Annotated in this window: 16 protein-coding genes; 7 read left to right on the top strand and 9 right to left on the bottom strand. The window is 62.8% G+C overall.

What is annotated here, in order from left to right:
• Positions 1-39: 39 nt before the first annotated feature.
• Complete coding sequence (locus LQ788_RS09095; protein ID WP_231446964.1) at positions 40-1,845, bottom strand: ABC transporter family substrate-binding protein; 1,806 nt, start codon at positions 1,843-1,845, stop codon at positions 40-42.
• A 299-nt stretch (positions 1,846-2,144) separates the two neighbouring features.
• Between LQ788_RS09095 and LQ788_RS09090 the strand changes: the two genes are divergently transcribed.
• A complete protein-coding gene (locus tag LQ788_RS09090; protein ID WP_231446962.1) occupies positions 2,145-2,684 on the top strand; it encodes a hypothetical protein in 540 nt (179 codons plus the stop codon).
• Between the two features lie 53 nt (positions 2,685-2,737).
• Here the strand turns inward: LQ788_RS09090 and LQ788_RS09085 are convergent, their stop codons facing one another.
• The 5 genes from LQ788_RS09085 to LQ788_RS09065 all read right to left on the bottom strand — a co-directional run bounded on the left by LQ788_RS09085 (position 2,738) and on the right by LQ788_RS09065 (position 7,636).
• Entirely contained in the window at positions 2,738-3,394 is a 657-nt protein-coding gene (locus tag LQ788_RS09085) for an MBL fold metallo-hydrolase (protein ID WP_231446960.1), read from the bottom strand.
• Positions 3,395-3,401: 7 nt separating this feature from the next.
• Positions 3,402-4,472 carry an NADH:flavin oxidoreductase/NADH oxidase gene (locus LQ788_RS09080; protein ID WP_231446958.1) on the bottom strand — a complete coding sequence of 357 codons (1,071 nt, stop codon included), beginning with the start codon at positions 4,470-4,472 and terminating at the stop codon, positions 3,402-3,404.
• A gap of 29 nt (positions 4,473-4,501) precedes the next feature.
• Positions 4,502-6,121: an SLC13 family permease gene (locus LQ788_RS09075; RefSeq protein WP_231446956.1), complete on the bottom strand. Its 1,620-nt coding sequence runs from the start codon at positions 6,119-6,121 to the stop codon at positions 4,502-4,504.
• A 42-nt stretch (positions 6,122-6,163) separates the two neighbouring features.
• Complete coding sequence (locus LQ788_RS09070; protein WP_231446954.1) at positions 6,164-6,931, bottom strand: alpha/beta fold hydrolase; 768 nt, start codon at positions 6,929-6,931, stop codon at positions 6,164-6,166.
• 63 nt (positions 6,932-6,994) lie between these two features.
• The gene (locus tag LQ788_RS09065) at positions 6,995-7,636 is read right to left on the bottom strand and encodes a thymidine kinase (protein WP_231446952.1); all 642 of its coding nucleotides are present in this window, start codon (positions 7,634-7,636) and stop codon (positions 6,995-6,997) included.
• A gap of 161 nt (positions 7,637-7,797) precedes the next feature.
• On the opposite strand from LQ788_RS09065, the gene LQ788_RS09060 reads away from it, so the two are divergent.
• From LQ788_RS09060 to LQ788_RS09050, 3 genes are all read left to right on the top strand, one after another.
• On the top strand, positions 7,798-10,026 hold the full coding sequence (locus LQ788_RS09060; protein WP_231446950.1) for an NADP-dependent isocitrate dehydrogenase: 2,229 nt from the start codon (positions 7,798-7,800) through the stop codon (positions 10,024-10,026).
• Between the two features lie 101 nt (positions 10,027-10,127).
• A complete protein-coding gene (locus tag LQ788_RS09055; RefSeq protein ID WP_231446948.1) occupies positions 10,128-10,616 on the top strand; it encodes a LapA family protein in 489 nt (162 codons plus the stop codon).
• A gap of 3 nt (positions 10,617-10,619) precedes the next feature.
• Entirely contained in the window at positions 10,620-11,264 is a 645-nt protein-coding gene (locus LQ788_RS09050) for a 4'-phosphopantetheinyl transferase family protein (protein WP_231446947.1), read from the top strand.
• Between the two features lie 3 nt (positions 11,265-11,267).
• On the opposite strand, the gene LQ788_RS09045 is transcribed toward LQ788_RS09050, so the two are convergent.
• Positions 11,268-11,675: a hypothetical protein gene (locus tag LQ788_RS09045; protein ID WP_231446945.1), complete on the bottom strand. Its 408-nt coding sequence runs from the start codon at positions 11,673-11,675 to the stop codon at positions 11,268-11,270.
• Between the two features lie 34 nt (positions 11,676-11,709).
• Positions 11,710-13,140: a MocR-like pyridoxine biosynthesis transcription factor PdxR gene (gene pdxR / locus LQ788_RS09040; protein WP_231446942.1), complete on the bottom strand. Its 1,431-nt coding sequence runs from the start codon at positions 13,138-13,140 to the stop codon at positions 11,710-11,712.
• Between the two features lie 141 nt (positions 13,141-13,281).
• On the opposite strand from pdxR, the gene pdxS reads away from it, so the two are divergent.
• Genes pdxS through LQ788_RS09025 form a run of 3 tightly spaced genes read left to right on the top strand, consistent with a single transcriptional unit; the run spans position 13,282 to position 16,335 of the window.
• Complete coding sequence (gene pdxS, locus LQ788_RS09035; protein ID WP_231446940.1) at positions 13,282-14,163, top strand: pyridoxal 5'-phosphate synthase lyase subunit PdxS; 882 nt, start codon at positions 13,282-13,284, stop codon at positions 14,161-14,163.
• The gene (gene pdxT, locus LQ788_RS09030; protein ID WP_231446938.1) at positions 14,160-14,741 is read left to right on the top strand and encodes a pyridoxal 5'-phosphate synthase glutaminase subunit PdxT; all 582 of its coding nucleotides are present in this window, start codon (positions 14,160-14,162) and stop codon (positions 14,739-14,741) included. The genes pdxS and pdxT overlap by 4 nt, the downstream gene beginning before the upstream one ends.
• A gap of 10 nt (positions 14,742-14,751) precedes the next feature.
• Positions 14,752-16,335: a helicase HerA-like domain-containing protein gene (locus tag LQ788_RS09025; protein WP_231446937.1), complete on the top strand. Its 1,584-nt coding sequence runs from the start codon at positions 14,752-14,754 to the stop codon at positions 16,333-16,335.
• Here LQ788_RS09025 and LQ788_RS09020 read toward each other — a convergent pair.
• Positions 16,332-17,327: a diacylglycerol/lipid kinase family protein gene (locus LQ788_RS09020; RefSeq protein ID WP_231447381.1), complete on the bottom strand. Its 996-nt coding sequence runs from the start codon at positions 17,325-17,327 to the stop codon at positions 16,332-16,334. The genes LQ788_RS09025 and LQ788_RS09020 overlap by 4 nt on opposite strands.
• Positions 17,328-17,331 lie beyond the last annotated feature (4 nt).

The raw sequence follows: 17,331 nt of genomic DNA, 5'->3' as shown, positions 1-17,331 counted from the left end.
AGCTGGGGGTGAAGGAGAACCGACCGCGTCAGTCGCGGATCAGTTGGTCTCCCACTCCCAGTAGTTCCAGAACATGGTTGGTGACACGGCCGTGGACTTCACGTTCTTGACCTTGTCGCGGTAGATCGTCAGCTCAGGGAACTGGAAGATCGGTGCACCGAATGCGTCCTCGCTCAGCTGCTTCTCCATGTCGACGAGCAGCTTCTCCTGATCCTCTTCCTTGGACACGAGGAGCTTGTCGAGGATCTTGTCCATCTTCTTGCTCGAGTAGCCGCCGTAGTTGTTCTGAGCGCCGGTGCGGAAGTTCGCATCGTTCTCAGTCACACCGGTGCCCTCGGACTGCCAACCGAACAGCGAGACATCGTAGGTGCCATCGCCGAGGCGGGTGCCCCAGTTGACGTCTCCGACGTCTTCGATCTTGAAGCCGGCCTTCTCAGCCGATTCCTTGATCAGCTGGAACTCCTGCTGACGGCGCGAGTTCGTGTTGTCGTACATCACGCGAACCTTGGGCGCGTCTGCGCCAGCTTCCTTGAGGAGCTTCTTCGCTGCGTCGATATCGACATCGGTGGCGTCGGCAACGCCGTTTTCCTTGGTGATCGCGTCGTACATCGGCGAACCGGGAACCTGCGAGTAGGAGTCGCGGGTGACGGCCTTGTCGTTGAGCGGCTTGATGATCTTCTCGACGATGTCCTTACGAGGAACGGTCTTGAGGAAGGCCTGTCGAACCTTCTTCGCCTTCTCCTTGTCGCCGCCGTTGGCCTCGGGGTCGAAGGGACCCTTGTTGTCGAAGGTGAAGTCCACGTGCTCGTAGGTTGCGCCGTCTGCCGCGTCGACGGTGACGCCGTCGAGGTCTTCAGCTGCAGAGAGGACGTCGGCCGTGGCCTGTGGCTGGGTCATGTCGACCTCGCCGTTTTCGATTGCCTGGATCATGGCCATCGGATCGCCGTTGTAGCGAACCGTGACGGTGTCGACCTTCGGCTTGACCGGACCTGTGTACTTGTCGTCGAGCTCGAGAGTGACGTACTGACCCTCTTCGAATTTGGTCATCTTGTACGGACCGTTGTGGACGAGGAGGTCTTTGTCCTTGGGCATCGAGGTGAAGTCGAAGCCTGTGTTCCACATGTTTGAGATCTTGGACAGCTTCTTGGTGTCCTTGTCCTTGATCGCGTCGAGGATGGCCTGCTTGCCCTTCGCCGCGTCGTCGACGCCGAGCGCCTTCTTCGCCACGATATGCGCGGGAACACCGACACCATCGGCACCGACGCCGAACTCGGTCTGCCAGTCAGCATAGGGCTTGGAGTAGGTGAGGGTGATCTCCTTGCCGTCTTCGGAGATCTCCGGGAAGTCCTTGACGAGTGCGGAACCTGCGGTGGATGAGTCGAAGTAGACGGTCTTCGCGTCGTTCTCCTTGACCGATCCGTCATCAGCGTTGTTCTGCTCGACGGTGTTGAAGTTCGCCGAGGTGCCGGCCCAGGTCAGAGCCAAGTCGGCTGCGTCGACCGGGGTTCCATCGGACCATTTGGCGTCGTCATTGAAGGTGTACTTGACCTTCAGAGGGTCTTCGGAGACCTGCTCGACCTTGCCCAGAGATCCGTCCTGGACCTCGAGCTCGCCGTCGTAGTACCCGAAGTTGTCATTCATCATGTAGGTGAGAATGGCGTTCGATGTGGCGTTGCCGTTAGCCGTCAATGTGTTCATCGAACGGAAGGATTCGTTCCATCCGATATTGACGCTTGATTTCTCTGACGACTTCTCATCGTCTCCGCCACCGGGGGGTGTGCACGCAGTGAGCACCATTGCTGCTGCGGCAACTGAGGCTCCGGCCGCGAGGAAGCGCTTGTTCACGTTCTCTCCTTGTTGTCATGAGGCTGTTTCGCCCTTGTAGCCACGCCCACAGATCAGGGCGTGTTGCGCCCGAGCATTCCCTGGTCGGGAGTGTGAGCGCGTTCATGTTTTTCACATGGAATGCCTCAAAGTTAATTCACGCGACACTGTGACACAGTCCACATACTGAGCAAATTTCATAATCGTTACCGTTTCGAGACCAAGGAAACATGCACACAACAAGGAGTCTCAGTGGATAGGATGTTCAGGTGGTTAACAGTGAGATAGATCGCAATTCAGGGAACGAACAGCCGACGATCGTGAGGACGACAAGCTCCACGGTGCTCTTCTTCGTCATCGCTGGGCTCTGCGTGGTCGGCCTGGGCTCGATCATCGTCGGAGACTTCACGGCACGGGGCCTGGCCGTGGCTGGCATACCGGTCGCCATCATCGCCGTCGTCTACGCCCTCTACCGGTTTCCGCGCGTCGAGCTGCGGCACAAGGAGATCGCACTGATCAATCCCATGCAGTCTGTGCACATCCCCTGGAACCTCGTCGACGGATTCGACATCCACTTCGGACTCGGAGTGCGCACCCATGAGAAGGTCTTCTCCTCCTGGCCCCTCGCCGGCAGAGGGAAGAAGATGGAGAAGGACGAACACGGCATCCGCAGGCTGATGGACAATCCGAATCCTGCCGTCGACACCGTGCTCGACCGTCATTCCAAGCTCAGCGATGAGGAACTGTCGAACCCTCACGGGGAACGCACGATCTCCACCTCGTGGAACCTCGGCATCATCGCCGCGCTCGTGGTCGCCATCATCTGGGCAGGCTTCGGCTTCGCGGCCCTGCCCAGCTGATCAGACGCTCGGCTGACCAGACGGCCAGCCGATCGGCCGTCGCACGAACAACTTCACCAGCCGCGTTCACGCCATTCGCTCAGCTTCGGGCGCTCCTCGCCCAATGTGGTGGCATCACCGTGTCCGGGCAGCACTCGGGTCTCGTCGGGCAGCTGGTCGAAGACGCGCTCTTCCAGGTCGCCCATGAGTGAGGTGAAGTCCTGCGGGCTCCAAGTCTTTCCCGGTCCCCCGGGGAACAGAGAATCACCGGAGAACAGGATGGTCTCTCCCCCATCGCGCAGCAGCAGAGCGATCGAGCCGGGCGTGTGCCCGCGCAGGCCGATCGCCTGCAGGACGAACCCTCCGAAGTCGCCGACGTCGAGGTGGTCGACGGAGCGAGCGATCTCGACCCCTTCGGCCGAGGTGATCGCCTCAGCATCGGCGCTGCCGGCGATCGTCATCGCATCAGGGAACGCCGCCGAGGTGGCCGGCAGTGCCCGAATATGATCCCAATGCTGGTGTGTCGTGATGATCGCCTCCAGGATCGGTTCCGCGGAGGTGTCTTCGCCACCGGAGGCGATCAGTGCTGTGATCGCGTCAGCATCGTCGGCGGCATCGATGAGCACCTGTGCCCCCGACTCCTTGGCCGTGATGAGGTAGACGTTGTTGGCCATGTCGGACACCGCGATGCTGCGGATGACGACGTGTTCGGTCTCAATGGTCTTCGTCATTGTCAGTTCACCATGCTCCTCGTGTGTACTGCGGTGGGTACGGTCCCGGTTCGACTCCGAGATCGTGGGCTGCTCTCTGCGGCCACGCTGGTTCACGCAGCGCCGCCCTGGCCAGGAAGATCGCGTCCGCCTGTGCAGAGGCCAGGATCGTCTCCGCCTGTTCTGGGTCGGTGATGAGGCCGACAGTTCCGGTGCTCACGCCTTCTGCCCGGATCGCTGCAGACAGCGGCACCTGGTAGCCGGGGCCGACGGGAATCTTGACGGGGAAGTTGCCTCCGGAGGAGACGTCGATGAGGTCGACACCGTGGCCCTTGAGGTTATGTGAGACCTCAACCGCCTCGGCGATGTCGAAACCGCCTTCGCGCCACTCACTGGCAGAGAGGCGGACGAATACGGGCACGTCCTCCCCCACTGCGGCGCGCACGGCCTGGTAGGTCTCGATCAGAATTCGCGAACGTCCGGCAAGGTCTCCGCCGTACTCATCGGTGCGTTCATTCGACAGCGGAGACAGGAACGAGTGGAGCAGGTAACCGTGGGCGGCATGGAGTTCGACGAGGTCGAACCCGACATCGATGGCTCGGACGGCGGCCGCAGCGAAGGCCTCGACCACCTCGGCGATATCGTCCTTCGTCATCTCTTCCGGGGCCTCATATCCGGGGTAGGCGATCGCACTGGCGCCGAGGGTGGGCCAACCGCCCTCGGATTCGGGGACGCTGCCCCGAGGGTTGCCCTCGAAGGGACGGTAGGTGCTCGCCTTGCGGCCTGCGTGTGCCAGCTGCACACCGATCCGGCTGCCCTGTGAATGGACGAAGTCGGTAATGGAGGACCAGGCCTCTGCCTGATCGTCATTCCAGATGCCAGCGTCCTGGGGCGAGATCCGACCCTCGGGCAGGACAGCGGAGGCTTCGGTGAGGATGAGTCCGAACCCGCCCTGGGCACGCGCCCCCAGATGAACGAGATGCCAGGTGCTGGGCATCCCGTCTTCGGACTCGCAGGAGTACTGGCACATCGGGGCGAGCCAGATGCGATTGGCGATCTCGGTGCCGCGCAATGTCATGGGTGAGAAGAGATGAGTCATATCACCAGTCTGCCAAGGTTCATCGTCGATCAGAGCATGATGTTGAATACTGGTACGGCCAGCAGATACACGGTGGCCGTGATAAGGACGATTCCGATGACGTTGAGCCACAGTCCGCCCTTGACCATCTGCGCCACCGTCACGTATCCCGAACCGTAGGCAACGGCGTTGGGTGGTGTTGCCACCGGAAGCATGAAGGCGCAGGTCGCAGCCAGAGCCACCGGGATGGTCAGAAGAAGCGGGTCGAGGTCGAGCCCCATCGCCACGCCACCGACAACGGGGACGAAGGTGGCTGCGGTCGCGGTGTTCGAGGTCAGCTCCGTGAGGAACAGGATGATCGTGGCGAAGACCGCGACGATGAAGACCGTCGGCAGTATTCCCAGGCCGCTCGTGGATTTGCCGATCCATTCGGTCAGTCCTGAGGAGGAGAACTGTGCGGACAAGGCCAGGCCTCCGCCGAAGAGAAGTAACACACCCCAGGGCAGCTTCTCCGCGGTGTCCCAGTCGAGGAGGCGAACTCCGCGGTTGGCTCCGCCGGGAATGAGGAAGAGAAGGAGGCCGATGACCATGGCGATGCCCTCATCGCTGATCGGCGGTTCTTCGAAGATCAAGGGCAGTGAGATCCAGCTGGCGGCGGCGAGGATGAACATGCTGAGAACCAGCTTCTCGCCGGTCGACATCGGGCCGAGCTTCTCCAATTCGTCGCGGATGAGCTCGCGACCCCCTGGGATCTCATCGATTTCAGGCTTGTACAGCACTTTGACGAGGAGGAACCAGGCGATGACCATCATCACGATCGCCAGCGGCACACCGACGAGCATCCACTGGCCGAAGCCGATGGAGATGTCGTGATTCTCTTTGAGGTAGCCGACGAGGAAGAGATTCGGCGGTGTGCCGATGATGGTGCCCAGAGACCCGATGGAGGCGGAATAGGCGATGCCGAGCATGAGTGCGGTGCCGAAGTTGGACTTCACCACCGCCCCGAGGCCGGAATCTTCCTCCCCGGTCTCTGGCACCTTCGCGGCCGGGCCCGCGGTATCTGAGTCCGCGGTATCTGCCGCATCGGTGATGGCGCCGCCGACGACCTTGCTCACGATCATGAGCACCGAGATGCCGATGGGCAGCATCATCACCGCTGTGGCGGTGTTCGAGACCCACATGGAGACGAATCCGGTGGCGATCATAAAGCCTGCAATCATCGGTCCCGGCTTGTTGCCCATGATGGACAGGGTGATGAGGGCGATTCGCCGGTGCAGGTTCCAGCGCTGCATGGCCAAAGCGATGAGGAAACCGCCGAGGAACAGGAAGATGATCGGGTTGCCGTAGGACGCACCGACAGTATCCATCTCGACTTCGGTGCCGAATACGGGGAAAGCTACAAGCGGCAGCAGGGAGGTGGCAGCGATCGGCAGCGCCTCGGTCATCCACCACACCGCCATAAGTACGGCAACGGCGGCCGTCAGCTTGGCGCCGTGTTCGACCCCGTCCGGCATGATCGCGTAGACGAGGGTGGACAGGATGAGCCCGAGGAGGAAGCCGGTCCAGCGGATGCGCACCGTCTGTCTGGACAGCCCAGGGGCTCTCTCACCCGGTGACAGTTCGCGGAGGTCGGTCGAGGTGTCGCTTCGTGAGTGCTGTTCCTGAGTCATCTGCGCTCCTCATTGAGCAAGGTCGGATGCTGTGGACTACATCTACACCCTACTCAAGAACGCCTCGATGTGGTCGAAGACGATGTCCGGGTGTTCGGCCATGGGCAGGTGGGCGGCGTCGGGGATGACGACGATCGTGGAGTCGGGCACCTGCGCAGAGAGGTCGGTCATCGCTTCCGGGGTGGAGCCGGGATCCTGTGCTCCGGCGATGAACAGGGTCGGTGTGGTGATCGCCTCGAGCCGGCCGGTCAGGTCGTACTGGGTCAGCGCCCGCGCGCAGGCGAGGTAGGCGGCATCGTCGACCATGGCGAGGTCGGTGAGGATCGCAGGTCCCGATGAGATGTCCTCGGTGAGGAAGCCCGCAGCGAACCACCGGTCGGCGGTGTCGTCGAGCTGACCGCGTGTGCCGTCCTCCTCGACGTCCTTGATGCGTTCGGCCCAGGTTTCGGCGGTGCCGAACTTCGCTGCGGTCGAGCAGGCGACGAGGCCGTTCAGTGAGTCGGGGTGGTCAAGCGCCAGGGTCAGGCCGATCCCGCCGGAAATCGATACTCCGCAGTAGGTGAATTTCTCCACACCCAGTTCAGCCAGGCTGGTGACGAGTCCGGCTGCGAGATCGGAGACCGTGAAGTCCGCACCGTCATCGGTCCGAGGATGCGTGTGGCCGGGCAGGTCGGAGAGGTAGATCTGATAGTCGTCGGCCAGTCGAGCCGCGACCGCCGCCCACAGGGAGACTCGCGTACCGAGGGCGTTTCCGAAGACGATGGCCGGTGAACCCGGATTGTCGTTGAGAGGGTGGACTGCAATGCGCAAGAGTGCTCCTAGCGAGGTTCGAGATCAGACGAGATGTTCGAGGTCAGGAGTGCCGTCGGAAGGTCAGGAGACCACCGCACTCAGCCTACCGCCCGAGTACTGGAGATAACAGCGTGGGCACAGTGATTCATAGGTCACGGCATTGCCGTCGATGGCCACCTGATCACCGTCGAAGATGAACTGGCCGTCGACAAGCCTGCCGTTGAACATCGCTTTGCGGCCGCACCTGCAGATGGTCTTAAGCTCTTCCAGAGTGTGAGCAATCTCAAGCAATCGGGCAGAACCGGGGAATGCTTTGGTGCGGAAGTCGGTGCGGATGCCGTAGCACATCACCGGCACCGAGGCGTTGGTGGCGATGCGCATGAGCGAATCGACCTGGAGCGGTTCAAGGAACTGGGCTTCGTCGATGAGCAGGCAGGCCACGCTCGCTTTTGGGGTGTCGATGGATTCAAGCAGAGCATCATGATCGACGTAGTCCGCGTGCTCACGGTAGATGGTCTCAACGTCGGAGCCGGCAGGGATGAGGAAGTCGACTTCGCGGGTGACGCCGAGGCGGGAGACGATCTCTCCGGCGCCTTTGGTGTCGATATGGGGTTTGGCCAGCAGCACTCGCTGGCCGCGTTCCTCGTAGTTGAAGGCGGCCTGCAGCAGGGCGGTCGACTTTCCGGAATTCATCGCCCCGTAACGGAAGTAGAGCTTTGCCACCTTCGTCCTCTCTGAGTCGTTCGTGATGATTTCGCTGTTGTTCGTGATGGGTGTCCTGTTGTGTGTGACGAAACAGAACCCTACCGGGAAGCTGAGCGCATCCGGGTCAACGGTAGGATGGTGAGGTCAAACCCCGAGACGATGTGGAGTAGTCCATCACCATGGCCAAAATCATTTATACGCGCACCGATGAAGCGCCTCTTCTGGCGACGTACTCGCTCAAGCCGATCATCGAAGCCTTCGCCACCTCGGCGGGCGTCGAGGTCGAGACCCGCGACATCTCTCTGGCCGCGCGTGTGCTGACGCAGTTCACCGACCGCCTTCCTGCAGACCAGCAGGTCGCTGACTCTCTGGCGGAACTGGGCGAGCTGGCCAAGAAGCCAGAAGCCAATATCATCAAGCTGCCCAACATCTCGGCATCCGTCCCCCAGCTCAAGGCCACCATCGCCGAGCTGCAGTCACAGGGCTACGAACTGCCCGACTACCCGGACGAGCCATCGACCGATGAGGAACGCGACGCCAAGGCTCGCTATGACAAGGTCAAGGGCTCAGCCGTCAACCCCGTCCTGCGTGAGGGCAACTCCGATCGTCGTGCCCCGCAGGCCGTGAAGAACTTCGCGAAGGCCCACCCGCACTCGATGGGTGACTGGTCCGCTGATTCGAAGACCAATGTGGCCACCATGGCTGCCGGTGACTTCCGCGACAACGAGAAGTCAGTCGTCATCCCAGCCGATGACACCCTGCAGATCCGTCTGCGTCCCGCCTCGGGCGAGACCGTTGTCCTCAAGGAATCGCTGCCCGTCCTCGCCGATGAGGTCATCGACGCCACCAAGATGGATGTCGCCGAACTCCACAAGTTCCTCAAGGCGCAGATCGTACGCGCCAAGGAGGAGGGAATCCTCTTCTCCGTCCACCTCAAGGCGACCATGATGAAGGTCTCCGACCCGATTCTCTTCGGCCACGTCATCGAAGCATTCTTCCCCGAGGTCTACGCCGAATACGGTGCTGCCCTCGCCGAGGCGGGCCTGACCTCCGACAACGGACTGGCCGCCATCCTCGGCGGACTCGACACCCTCCCGGCCGATGTGGCCAAGGGCGTCAAGGACGGAATCGAGAAGGGCATCGCCGAGGGCCCCTCCTTGGCCATGGTCAACTCCGACAAGGGAATCACGAACCTGCACGTGCCCTCCGACGTGATCGTCGATGCCTCGATGCCCGCGATGATCCGCGTCGGCGGCAAGATGTGGAACAAGGACGACGCAACCCAGGACGCCCTGGCAGTCATCCCCGACTCCTCCTACGCCGGTGTCTACCAGACCGTGATCGAGGACTGCCGCGCCAACGGTGCCTTCGACCCGACCACGATGGGCACCGTCCCCAACGTCGGACTCATGGCACAGAAGGCCGAGGAATACGGCAGCCACGACAAGACCTTCGAGATCGCCCAGGACGGCGTCGTCGAGGTCGTCAACTCCGCCGGTGAGGTCATCCTGTCCCACAAGGTCGCCGCCGGTGACATCTGGCGCGCCTGCCAGACCAAGGACATCCCGGTCCGTGACTGGGTCAAGCTGGCCGTCACCCGCGCCCGTCTCTCAGAGACCCCGGCCGTGTTCTGGCTCGATGAGACCCGCGCCCACGACCGCAACCTGCGGGCCAAGGTCGAGGCATACCTCGGCGATCACGACACCGAGGGTCTCGATATCCGCATCATGAACCCGGTTGAGGCGACTCAGTTCTCAATCGATCGCATTCGTCAGGGCAAGGACACCATCTCGGTGACCGGCAACGTGCTGCGCGACTACAACACCGACCTGTTCCCGATCCTGGAACTGGGCACCTCAGCGAAGATGCTCTCCGTGGTTCCGCTCATCGCCGGTGGCGGTCTGTTCGAAACCGGTGCCGGTGGTTCGGCACCGAAGCACGTTCAGCAGCTGGTGGAAGAGAACCACCTGCGCTGGGACTCACTCGGTGAGTTCCTCGCCTTGGCTGAATCGTTCCGTCATGAGTTCAACGTCCACGGCAACGCCCGTGCCGGTGTGCTCGCCGATACGCTCGATGCAGCGACCGGCAAGTTCCTCGAAGAGAACAAGTCGCCTTCGCGCAAGGTCGGCGAGATCGACAACCGCGGCAGCCACTTCTTCCTGACCCTCTACTGGGCGCAGAACCTCGCCGAGCAGACGACAGACGAACCGCTGTCCGAGGCCATCAAGCCGGTTGCCGAAGCTCTGGAGACCAACGCTGAGAAGATCTCAGCTGAACTCCTCGAGGTCCAGGGCAGCCCGGTCGACCTGGGCGGCTACTACTACCCGGAGGAGGCCAAGCTCGACTCGGCCATGCGCCCTTCGGCCACGCTCAACGAGATCATCTCCACCCTGAGCGCAAAGGTCTGATCTCAGAACTGATCTGACCAACGCTCGTCTCTGATCTCACTTCTTCAGGTCAGAGGCCGCAACACCACACTCATGCGCCCATCAGCGACTATGATGGGCGCATGAGTACTCAAGACCCACGTGGCGAATCACAGACGCCCGACGAGCTGCTGGCCGAGACGCAGTCCGTGCTCGGTGACGAAGATCCGGCGACCGGCAACAGTCGCGAGGTCGCACCGACTCAGCAGGTGGATCCGACACAGCGCATCGAACCCGCGCAACAGACCGAGGCTGAGCAGCGCCAGGAGCCGACTCCTGCAGGCAAAGATGCGGACCTGTCACAGCTCAAGGGAGGCTCCGGCATGTCGGCCGGAATGTGGGCATCCCTCATCCTCGGCGCCGCCATCGTCGTACTCCTCCTCATCTTCATCCTGCAGAACAACGTCCCCGCCGACTTCCAGTACTTCGGTTGGCAGTTCCAGCTGCCGCTGGGCGTTGCCATGCTCTTCGCCGCGATCGGCGGAATCTTCATCGCCGGCATCATCGGATCCGTGCGCATCTTCGTCCTCAACCGCAAGCTGAAGAAGATTTCGAAGGCTCTGGGCCGCTGATACATGGAGTCCCACCCCGGTTTCACGCTTCTGCCCACCCAACTCGATTCGACCATCGTCCTCGCCGACACTGACGCCGAGGCCGAATGGGCACGCATCGACCTCTCCTCGCTGACGAAGCAGGAGATGAACTATGCGACGGAGTTCGAACCCGATGCCGCGGCCACCTGGGCAGCCGGTCGGGTCATCCTCCGCCATGTCCTCGGCACGCACCTGGACCGCGATCCCGCCGACATCGAGATCCGTCTCGACTCTGCCGGCAAGCCGCGGGTCGAGGAATGCGAATTCTCTGTCACCAGAGCCAGGCGGCTGGTCCTGGTTGCCGTTGCCGACGATCCCATCGGGGTCGACCTTGAGGCTGTGCCCGAACACGCAGTGGCGGCCGAGGCGATGGCGTTGCTGCACCCGAAGGAGCAAGCCGAACTCGAACAGGTGGCACACGCCGATCTGGCCACCGACTTCGTCCGCGTGTGGGCCCGCAAAGAGGCTTTCCTCAAGGCCTTGAGCACAGGGTTGGCCCGCGACCCTGGCATGGATTACATCGGTGCTGCAGCCACTCCGAACTCTCCGCACCCCGATGTCGAGATCTTCGACCTGGAATCGGGTCTGCCCGACGGCTACCACGCCGCCATCGCGTTCAACCGCTGAAAGTCAGTCGCTCGGAGTTGCGGCCCCGTCGGAGGACTCGTCCTCAGCGAATTCGGGGCCGTTTGCTCCTGTGGTGAACACGATGGCAATGGCCAATGAGCCGAGTCCCGTGTAGCCGAGCCAGACGAAGCCCGCCGCCGGGTTGCCGACGAGGGCGAGGATCACGGCGATGATCGTCGCCACCACCCACAGCGAATCGAATATCGCCAGATACTTCACATAGCTCGTCTCACCCTTGCGGGCACCATAGGAGATCTCCGTGGCAGCGCTGAGGAAGAGCAGCACGATCGCCGTGATCGCCAACCATCTGGGAGCGAGAAAGAATGACTCGACAGCAGGAAGAAACGCGCAGAGTGCGACCGCGACGAGCAGTTTGAAGACGCCATCGGCGACGAACCCGAATTTCATCATGCCTCGATCCTACTCAACCGACCCTGCGCAATCGTCACCGGTGGTCGGCCTCGCCGAGCAGTGACTGAACCGTCTCCAACGCCTGTCGCAGCATGGTCGCTTCGACGTTGGAGTGGGCGATGACGATTCCGTGCCGGACATCGCTGTCGGCACTCCACCCGGCCGCCAACGAGGCCACGAGAATCCCGCGTTCGGCCAGGTCGGTGCGCAGCCGTGCTGCCGTGTGCGCACTCGTCTCGATGACGAGGGTGCGACCTTCGTGGACGAGCCCGGGAATCTCCCCGACGTGGGCCAGGACCGCCTCGGCGGCTCTGATTCTGCGCCGACCCCGGGAGATTCTGCGACGCAGTCCTCCCGAGGTGAGATAGGACGCGATTGCGGACTGCATGACCGGGGAGAACGCCGGACCCAAGGCGGTGCGCATCGCGGCCAGACGTGTGCCCAGCTCCCCGTGGGCGATGATGTACCCGGTGGACACGGCCGAGGTCAACAGGGTCGAAAACGTGCCGATGTGGACCACCTGGGCCGGGGCATCGGTCGATACCGCGAGGTCGTAGAGAGTCGGGACCACGGTGCGGGCGTAGCGGGCCTCACTGTCGTAGTCGTCTTCGATGACGATGACGCTGGCGGCCTGCGCCCATTCCAGGAGTCTGACCCGCTGGTCGATGGGCATGGTGGTCCCGTGCGGGAACTGATGGTTGGGAGTCACGACGACCGCGCCGAGGTGGTCGGAGGTGGCCCCGGACAGGTGTGCAGTGTCGATGGGGATGAGTTCTCGATCGGTCATTGCCTGTCGCAGGCCCGGAAACCCCGGGTTCTCGACACCGATGGCGCCGTCGATGCCCGTCGTGAGCAGCAGACGCAGCCCGTCTCTGGATCCGCTGGTGAGGATGATGTCATCGGGGTCGACACTCATCCCCCGGGTCAGCCGCAGGTGATCAGCGATGGCCCACCTGGTCTGCGGTTGTCCCAGCGGGTCGATCGGGCCGGGGTCGAGGTCGAGGGAATCTCGCCACGCTCTCCTGAAGGCCGGCTCCTGCAACGGGTTGTCACCGCCGAAACCGGGACGCAGGTCGACGAAGCTGCGTACCCGGCGTCGAGGCGCCTGGGGCGGTCGGGTCTGCGGGCCGGGTGTGCGCGGAGTGCTCGGCAGCTCCGGATTCACGCGTGTGGCCGAGCGCTCTGCCGTGATGAGGAATCCTTCGACGACGAGTTGGGCGTAGGCGGTCTCCACCGTCCCCCGGGAGACATGCAGATAGGCGGCCAGGCGTCTGCTCGCGGGCACCGGCTCCCCCGGACGTACCGCCCCTGCAGCGATGAGTCGTCTGATCTCGGCCACCAGCTGATCCGGCAGCGGAGTCGACGACTCACGATCGATCGCGATCGGCAGTGCGATCCCGTCAGCCCGAGGCAGGACCATGTCCGCTGGGGCGGCTCCGCGGTGCGTCGACTGAGTTTGAGACATGACCCGATCATACTGGCCTAAAACTTTTCATACTTTCTGGCACTCCTATTAGGCCACCCCTCGTTCTAGTCTTGTGGGGAACGGCCGTTCTCACCGATCAATTCGCCTCCAGCAGGCCCACCCCGAACGGAAAGCACCGCAATGACTCAGACACAGACCCTGCTCAACACCGGCTTGGCACAGATGCTCAAGGGCGGCGTCATCATGGACGTCGTCAACGAGGAGCAGGCCCGCATCGCGGAGGCCGCCGGCGCTTCGGCGGTCATGGCGCTCGAACGCGTCCCCGCCGACATCCGCGCTCAAGGCGGGGTGGCCCGGATGAGCGATCCCGACCTCATCGACGGCATCACCGCCGCCGTGTCGATTCCCGTCATGGCCAAGGCCCGGATCGGACATTTCGTCGAGGCTCAGATCCTCGAAACCCTCGGCGTGGACTACATCGACGAATCGGAGGTCCTCTCCCCTGCCGACTACGTCAACCACATCGACAAGTCCGTCTTCAAGGTTCCCTTCGTCTGTGGTGCGACCAACCTCGGCGAGGCGCTGCGTCGTATCACAGAAGGCGCGTCGATGATCCGTTCGAAGGGTGAGGCCGGCACCGGCGACGTCTCCGAGGCGATGCGTCATCTGCGGACCATCAACTCCGAGATCAGGGCGCTGGGAGCCAAGAACGAAGACGAGCTCTATGTTGCTGCGAAGGAGATTGCAGCCCCGTACCAGCTGGTCAAGCAGGTCGCTGGCCTCGGACGTCTGCCCGTCGTGACCTTCGTTGCCGGCGGCATCGCTACTCCCGCCGACGCGGCCATGATGATGCAGCTCGGCGCTGACGGCGTCTTCGTCGGATCCGGCATCTTCAAGTCCGGCAACCCTGAGGCTCGCGCCAAGGCCATCGTCGAGGCGACCACTCACTTCGACGATCCCATCGCCGTTGCGAAGGCCTCACGTGGGCTCGGCGATGCGATGGTCGGCATCAATGTCACCGACGTCGCCGCACCCCACCGCCTGGCAGAACGCGGCTGGTGAGAGTCGGCGTCCTCAGCCTCCAGGGAGCCTTTCGCGAGCACCTCGGTGTGCTCGACTCCCTGGGGGTCAGCTCCTGCAAGGTCACGAGGCCCGAGCACCTCGAATCCATCGATTTGCTCATCGTGCCCGGCGGCGAGTCATCGGCCATGGTCCGGATTGCCGCCGGAACCGGAATCTTCCCCATACTCAGTGACAAGATCCAGGCCGGCCTGCCGGTCTTCGGCACGTGTGCGGGACTCATTCTCCTCGCCGACCGGCTCACGGATGATTCGCTGGACGGCTTCGACCGCCTCGGCGGGCTTGATGTCACCGTGGCCCGCAACGCCTACGGCAGGCAACGTGAGTCCTTCAGCGCCCCCGTGCATGTGAACGGATTCGCCGACGACTTCGAAGCCACCTTCATCCGAGCTCCGCAGATCATTGAACACGGGGACAGTGTCGAGGTGCTCGCGGAGCACGACGGTTCACCAGTGCTGGTGCGGCAGGGCAATATCTGGGGCGGCAGCTTCCACCCGGAGCTCGGTGCCGATACCAGGATCCACAAAGAATTCCTGCACAGCCTCGGCGTGACCGTGTAAAGATTGAACCATGACAAACGAGACGTTGCAGAAACTCAAGTCCGGATACACCTTCGATGCTCCGACACTGCAATTGGGGGTGGCGCTGAACGAGGATGAACCCGACAAGGACACACCGATCTCGATCCCGCTGTCGATGCTCAATCGGCACGGTCTGGTTGCCGGGGCGACGGGCACCGGTAAGACGGTGACCCTGCAGGTTCTGGCCGAACAGCTCTCCCGCGCCGGTGTCCCGGTCTTCGCCTCCGACATCAAGGGCGACCTCTCGGGCATCGGTGCTGCGGGCAAGCCTTCCGACAAGCTGAGCAAGCGGCTCGAGGCCTCCGGTCAGGAGTGGAACGCCTCGGCCAACCCCACCGAGTTCTACACCTTGGGAGATTCGGGACTGGGGACTCCGCTGCGGGCCACAGTCACCTCCTTCGGACCGATCCTGCTGTCAAAGGTCCTCGAACTCAACGACACGCAGGAATCCGTGCTCTCGCTGGTCTTCCACTACGCCGACACTGCCGGTCTCGCGCTTCTCGATCTCTCCGACCTGCGGGCCGTGCTCAACTTCCTCACCTCGGATGAAGGCAAGGACGATCTCGACGACATCGGTGGGGCGTCCAAGGCCACCGTCGGCGTCATCCTGCGCAAGATCTCCGAACTCTCCGCACAGGGCGGCGATATCTTCTTCGGCGAACCCGAGTTCGACACCGCGGACCTGCTGCGCCTCGACGACAACGGGGCCGGCATCATCTCGGTCCTCGAGCTGCAGAAGCTCAATCAGTCACCGGCCCTGTTCTCCACGTTCCTGATGTGGCTGCTGGCCGACCTGTTCCAGGATCTGCCGGAGGTCGGCGATGCCGATAAGCCCTCACTCGTGTTCTTCTTCGACGAGGCGCATCTCCTCTTCGCCGATGCCTCGAAGGCGTTCCTGCAGTCGGTGACACAGACCGTGCGCCTCATCCGGTCCAAGGGCGTCGGCGTCTTCTTCGTCACGCAGACACCGAAGGACGTCCCCGAAGATGTGCTCGCCCAACTCGGTTCGCGCATTCAGCACCAGTTGCGGGCACATACTCCCAACGATGCCAAAGCGCTGAAATCGACAGTGCAGACATTCCCGAAGTCCGACTACGACCTCGAATCGCTGCTGACCACGCTGGGCATCGGCGAGGCAGTCGTGACAGTGATGGACCCCGAAGGTGCACCCACACCCGTGGCTCCCACGAGAATGCGCGCACCCGAGTCACAGATGGGCCCGATGTCCGAGGACGAGATCAAATCCGCCGTCGCGGCGTCCCCGCAGCATGAGAAGTACGGGACCGCCATCGACAATGAGTCGGCGCGAGAGATTCTCACGAAGCGCCTGGAGTCCGGTTCCGAGGCCCACGACGAAGAGCAGGCGGCCGGAAACAAGGTGGCCTTCCCTGAGGACTCGGCGCAGGGATCCCGGTCCGGATCGGGGTCTCGATCGGGTTCGGGGGCGAGTCAGAAGGAGGAGGACAGCATGTTCTCCAAGGTCGTGAAGTCCTCTGCGTTCAAGCAGTTCACCCGCACCGCAGTCCGGGAGATCACACGCGGAATCTTCGGAACCTCACGTCGTCGACGCTAGTTCGGTGTGAGGACCTTCAGTGAACTTGTTCCGGCTCGCAGGTCCAATCGACGGCAGTCCCCGATGGGGTCGCCGTCGATTTGGACCGGAGCCGGGTCATCAAGGGTGATGCTGGCTTCGGTCCCCTGCCAGTAGTGCATCGCTGAGTGAGCTGCCGGACGCCGGTTCACGCAGTCCCAGCCGATCCGTGCCCATTCGCCGAGACGGTCGCCCGGTGTCGTCGAGCTCAGCTCGACTGCGAGAAACTCGAATTGCACTGCGGTGGGCCTCGCGTGCTCGAAGACCGTGATCGGACCTGCCGGTCGCGCCGTCTTCGAGGCCATAACCGACCACACTGGACTCTCGATTACCCTCTCGAGCGGCAGAGCTTCCGGCTGTGAGTCCGACTCCGATCCGCTGGCTGGCAGCCCACCGGAGATCTGCCTCGTCGTCAGTCGTGCACTGATCAGTGGGGCGAAGAGTGCCCGCCCGGCACCATAGGCATATCCGAGGATCCCCCACCCGAGACCTGCTGGGAGACGTGTACGCCCGGAGACTGCCCGCGCGTCTCCCCCGATCCCGGCCAGCGACACAAAATGCTCACGTCGTAGGCCAGCCTCGGTGAAACAGTCTGCGACGTTGACCGGCACCTCGCAGCGCGACGCGACCGGTGAGTCCACATACTTCTCGACCAGCAGCAACGCCTGCCGTGTCGACCTGATCCCAATGTGCCTGGACAGGACGTTTGCGGTTCCGGTCGGAAAGATGAGGACAGGAACATTCGCCGCTGCCAGCACAGGAGCACTCATGCGCAGCGTGCCATCGCCGCCGAGGACGACGATGAGATCCGCTCCCCAGTCAAGCAGCTGTGAGGTCTGCTCAGCTCCCGGCCACTGCTTCGTCGTTGTGGCACTCCGGTACCTATTGTCGCTTCGTCTGATGATCTCGACGAGCTCGCCGTAAACACGCGTGGTGTGCCCGTGCTTGGGATTGACGATGATTCCGATCTTCATCACT

The sequence above is a fragment of the Brevibacterium zhoupengii genome, assembly GCF_021117425.1.
Classification (GTDB): domain Bacteria; phylum Actinomycetota; class Actinomycetes; order Actinomycetales; family Brevibacteriaceae; genus Brevibacterium; species Brevibacterium zhoupengii.
This window is presented reverse-complemented; position numbering and strand designations above follow the sequence as displayed.

Coding starts and splice junctions, on each gene's coding strand:
- LQ788_RS09085 (WP_231446960.1), bottom strand. CDS start 3,394: ATGACGAAGACCATTGAGACCGAACACGTCGTCATCCGCAGCATCGCG.
- LQ788_RS09080 (WP_231446958.1), bottom strand. CDS start 4,472: ATGACTCATCTCTTCTCACCCATGACATTGCGCGGCACCGAGATCGCC.
- LQ788_RS09075 (WP_231446956.1), bottom strand. CDS start 6,121: ATGACTCAGGAACAGCACTCACGAAGCGACACCTCGACCGACCTCCGC.
- LQ788_RS09060 (WP_231446950.1), top strand. CDS start 7,798: ATGGCCAAAATCATTTATACGCGCACCGATGAAGCGCCTCTTCTGGCG.
- LQ788_RS09055 (WP_231446948.1), top strand. CDS start 10,128: ATGAGTACTCAAGACCCACGTGGCGAATCACAGACGCCCGACGAGCTG.
- LQ788_RS09050 (WP_231446947.1), top strand. CDS start 10,620: ATGGAGTCCCACCCCGGTTTCACGCTTCTGCCCACCCAACTCGATTCG.
- LQ788_RS09045 (WP_231446945.1), bottom strand. CDS start 11,675: ATGATGAAATTCGGGTTCGTCGCCGATGGCGTCTTCAAACTGCTCGTC.
- pdxR (WP_231446942.1), bottom strand. CDS start 13,140: ATGTCTCAAACTCAGTCGACGCACCGCGGAGCCGCCCCAGCGGACATG.
- pdxS (WP_231446940.1), top strand. CDS start 13,282: ATGACTCAGACACAGACCCTGCTCAACACCGGCTTGGCACAGATGCTC.
- LQ788_RS09025 (WP_231446937.1), top strand. CDS start 14,752: ATGACAAACGAGACGTTGCAGAAACTCAAGTCCGGATACACCTTCGAT.
- LQ788_RS09020 (WP_231447381.1), bottom strand. CDS start 17,327: ATGAAGATCGGAATCATCGTCAATCCCAAGCACGGGCACACCACGCGT.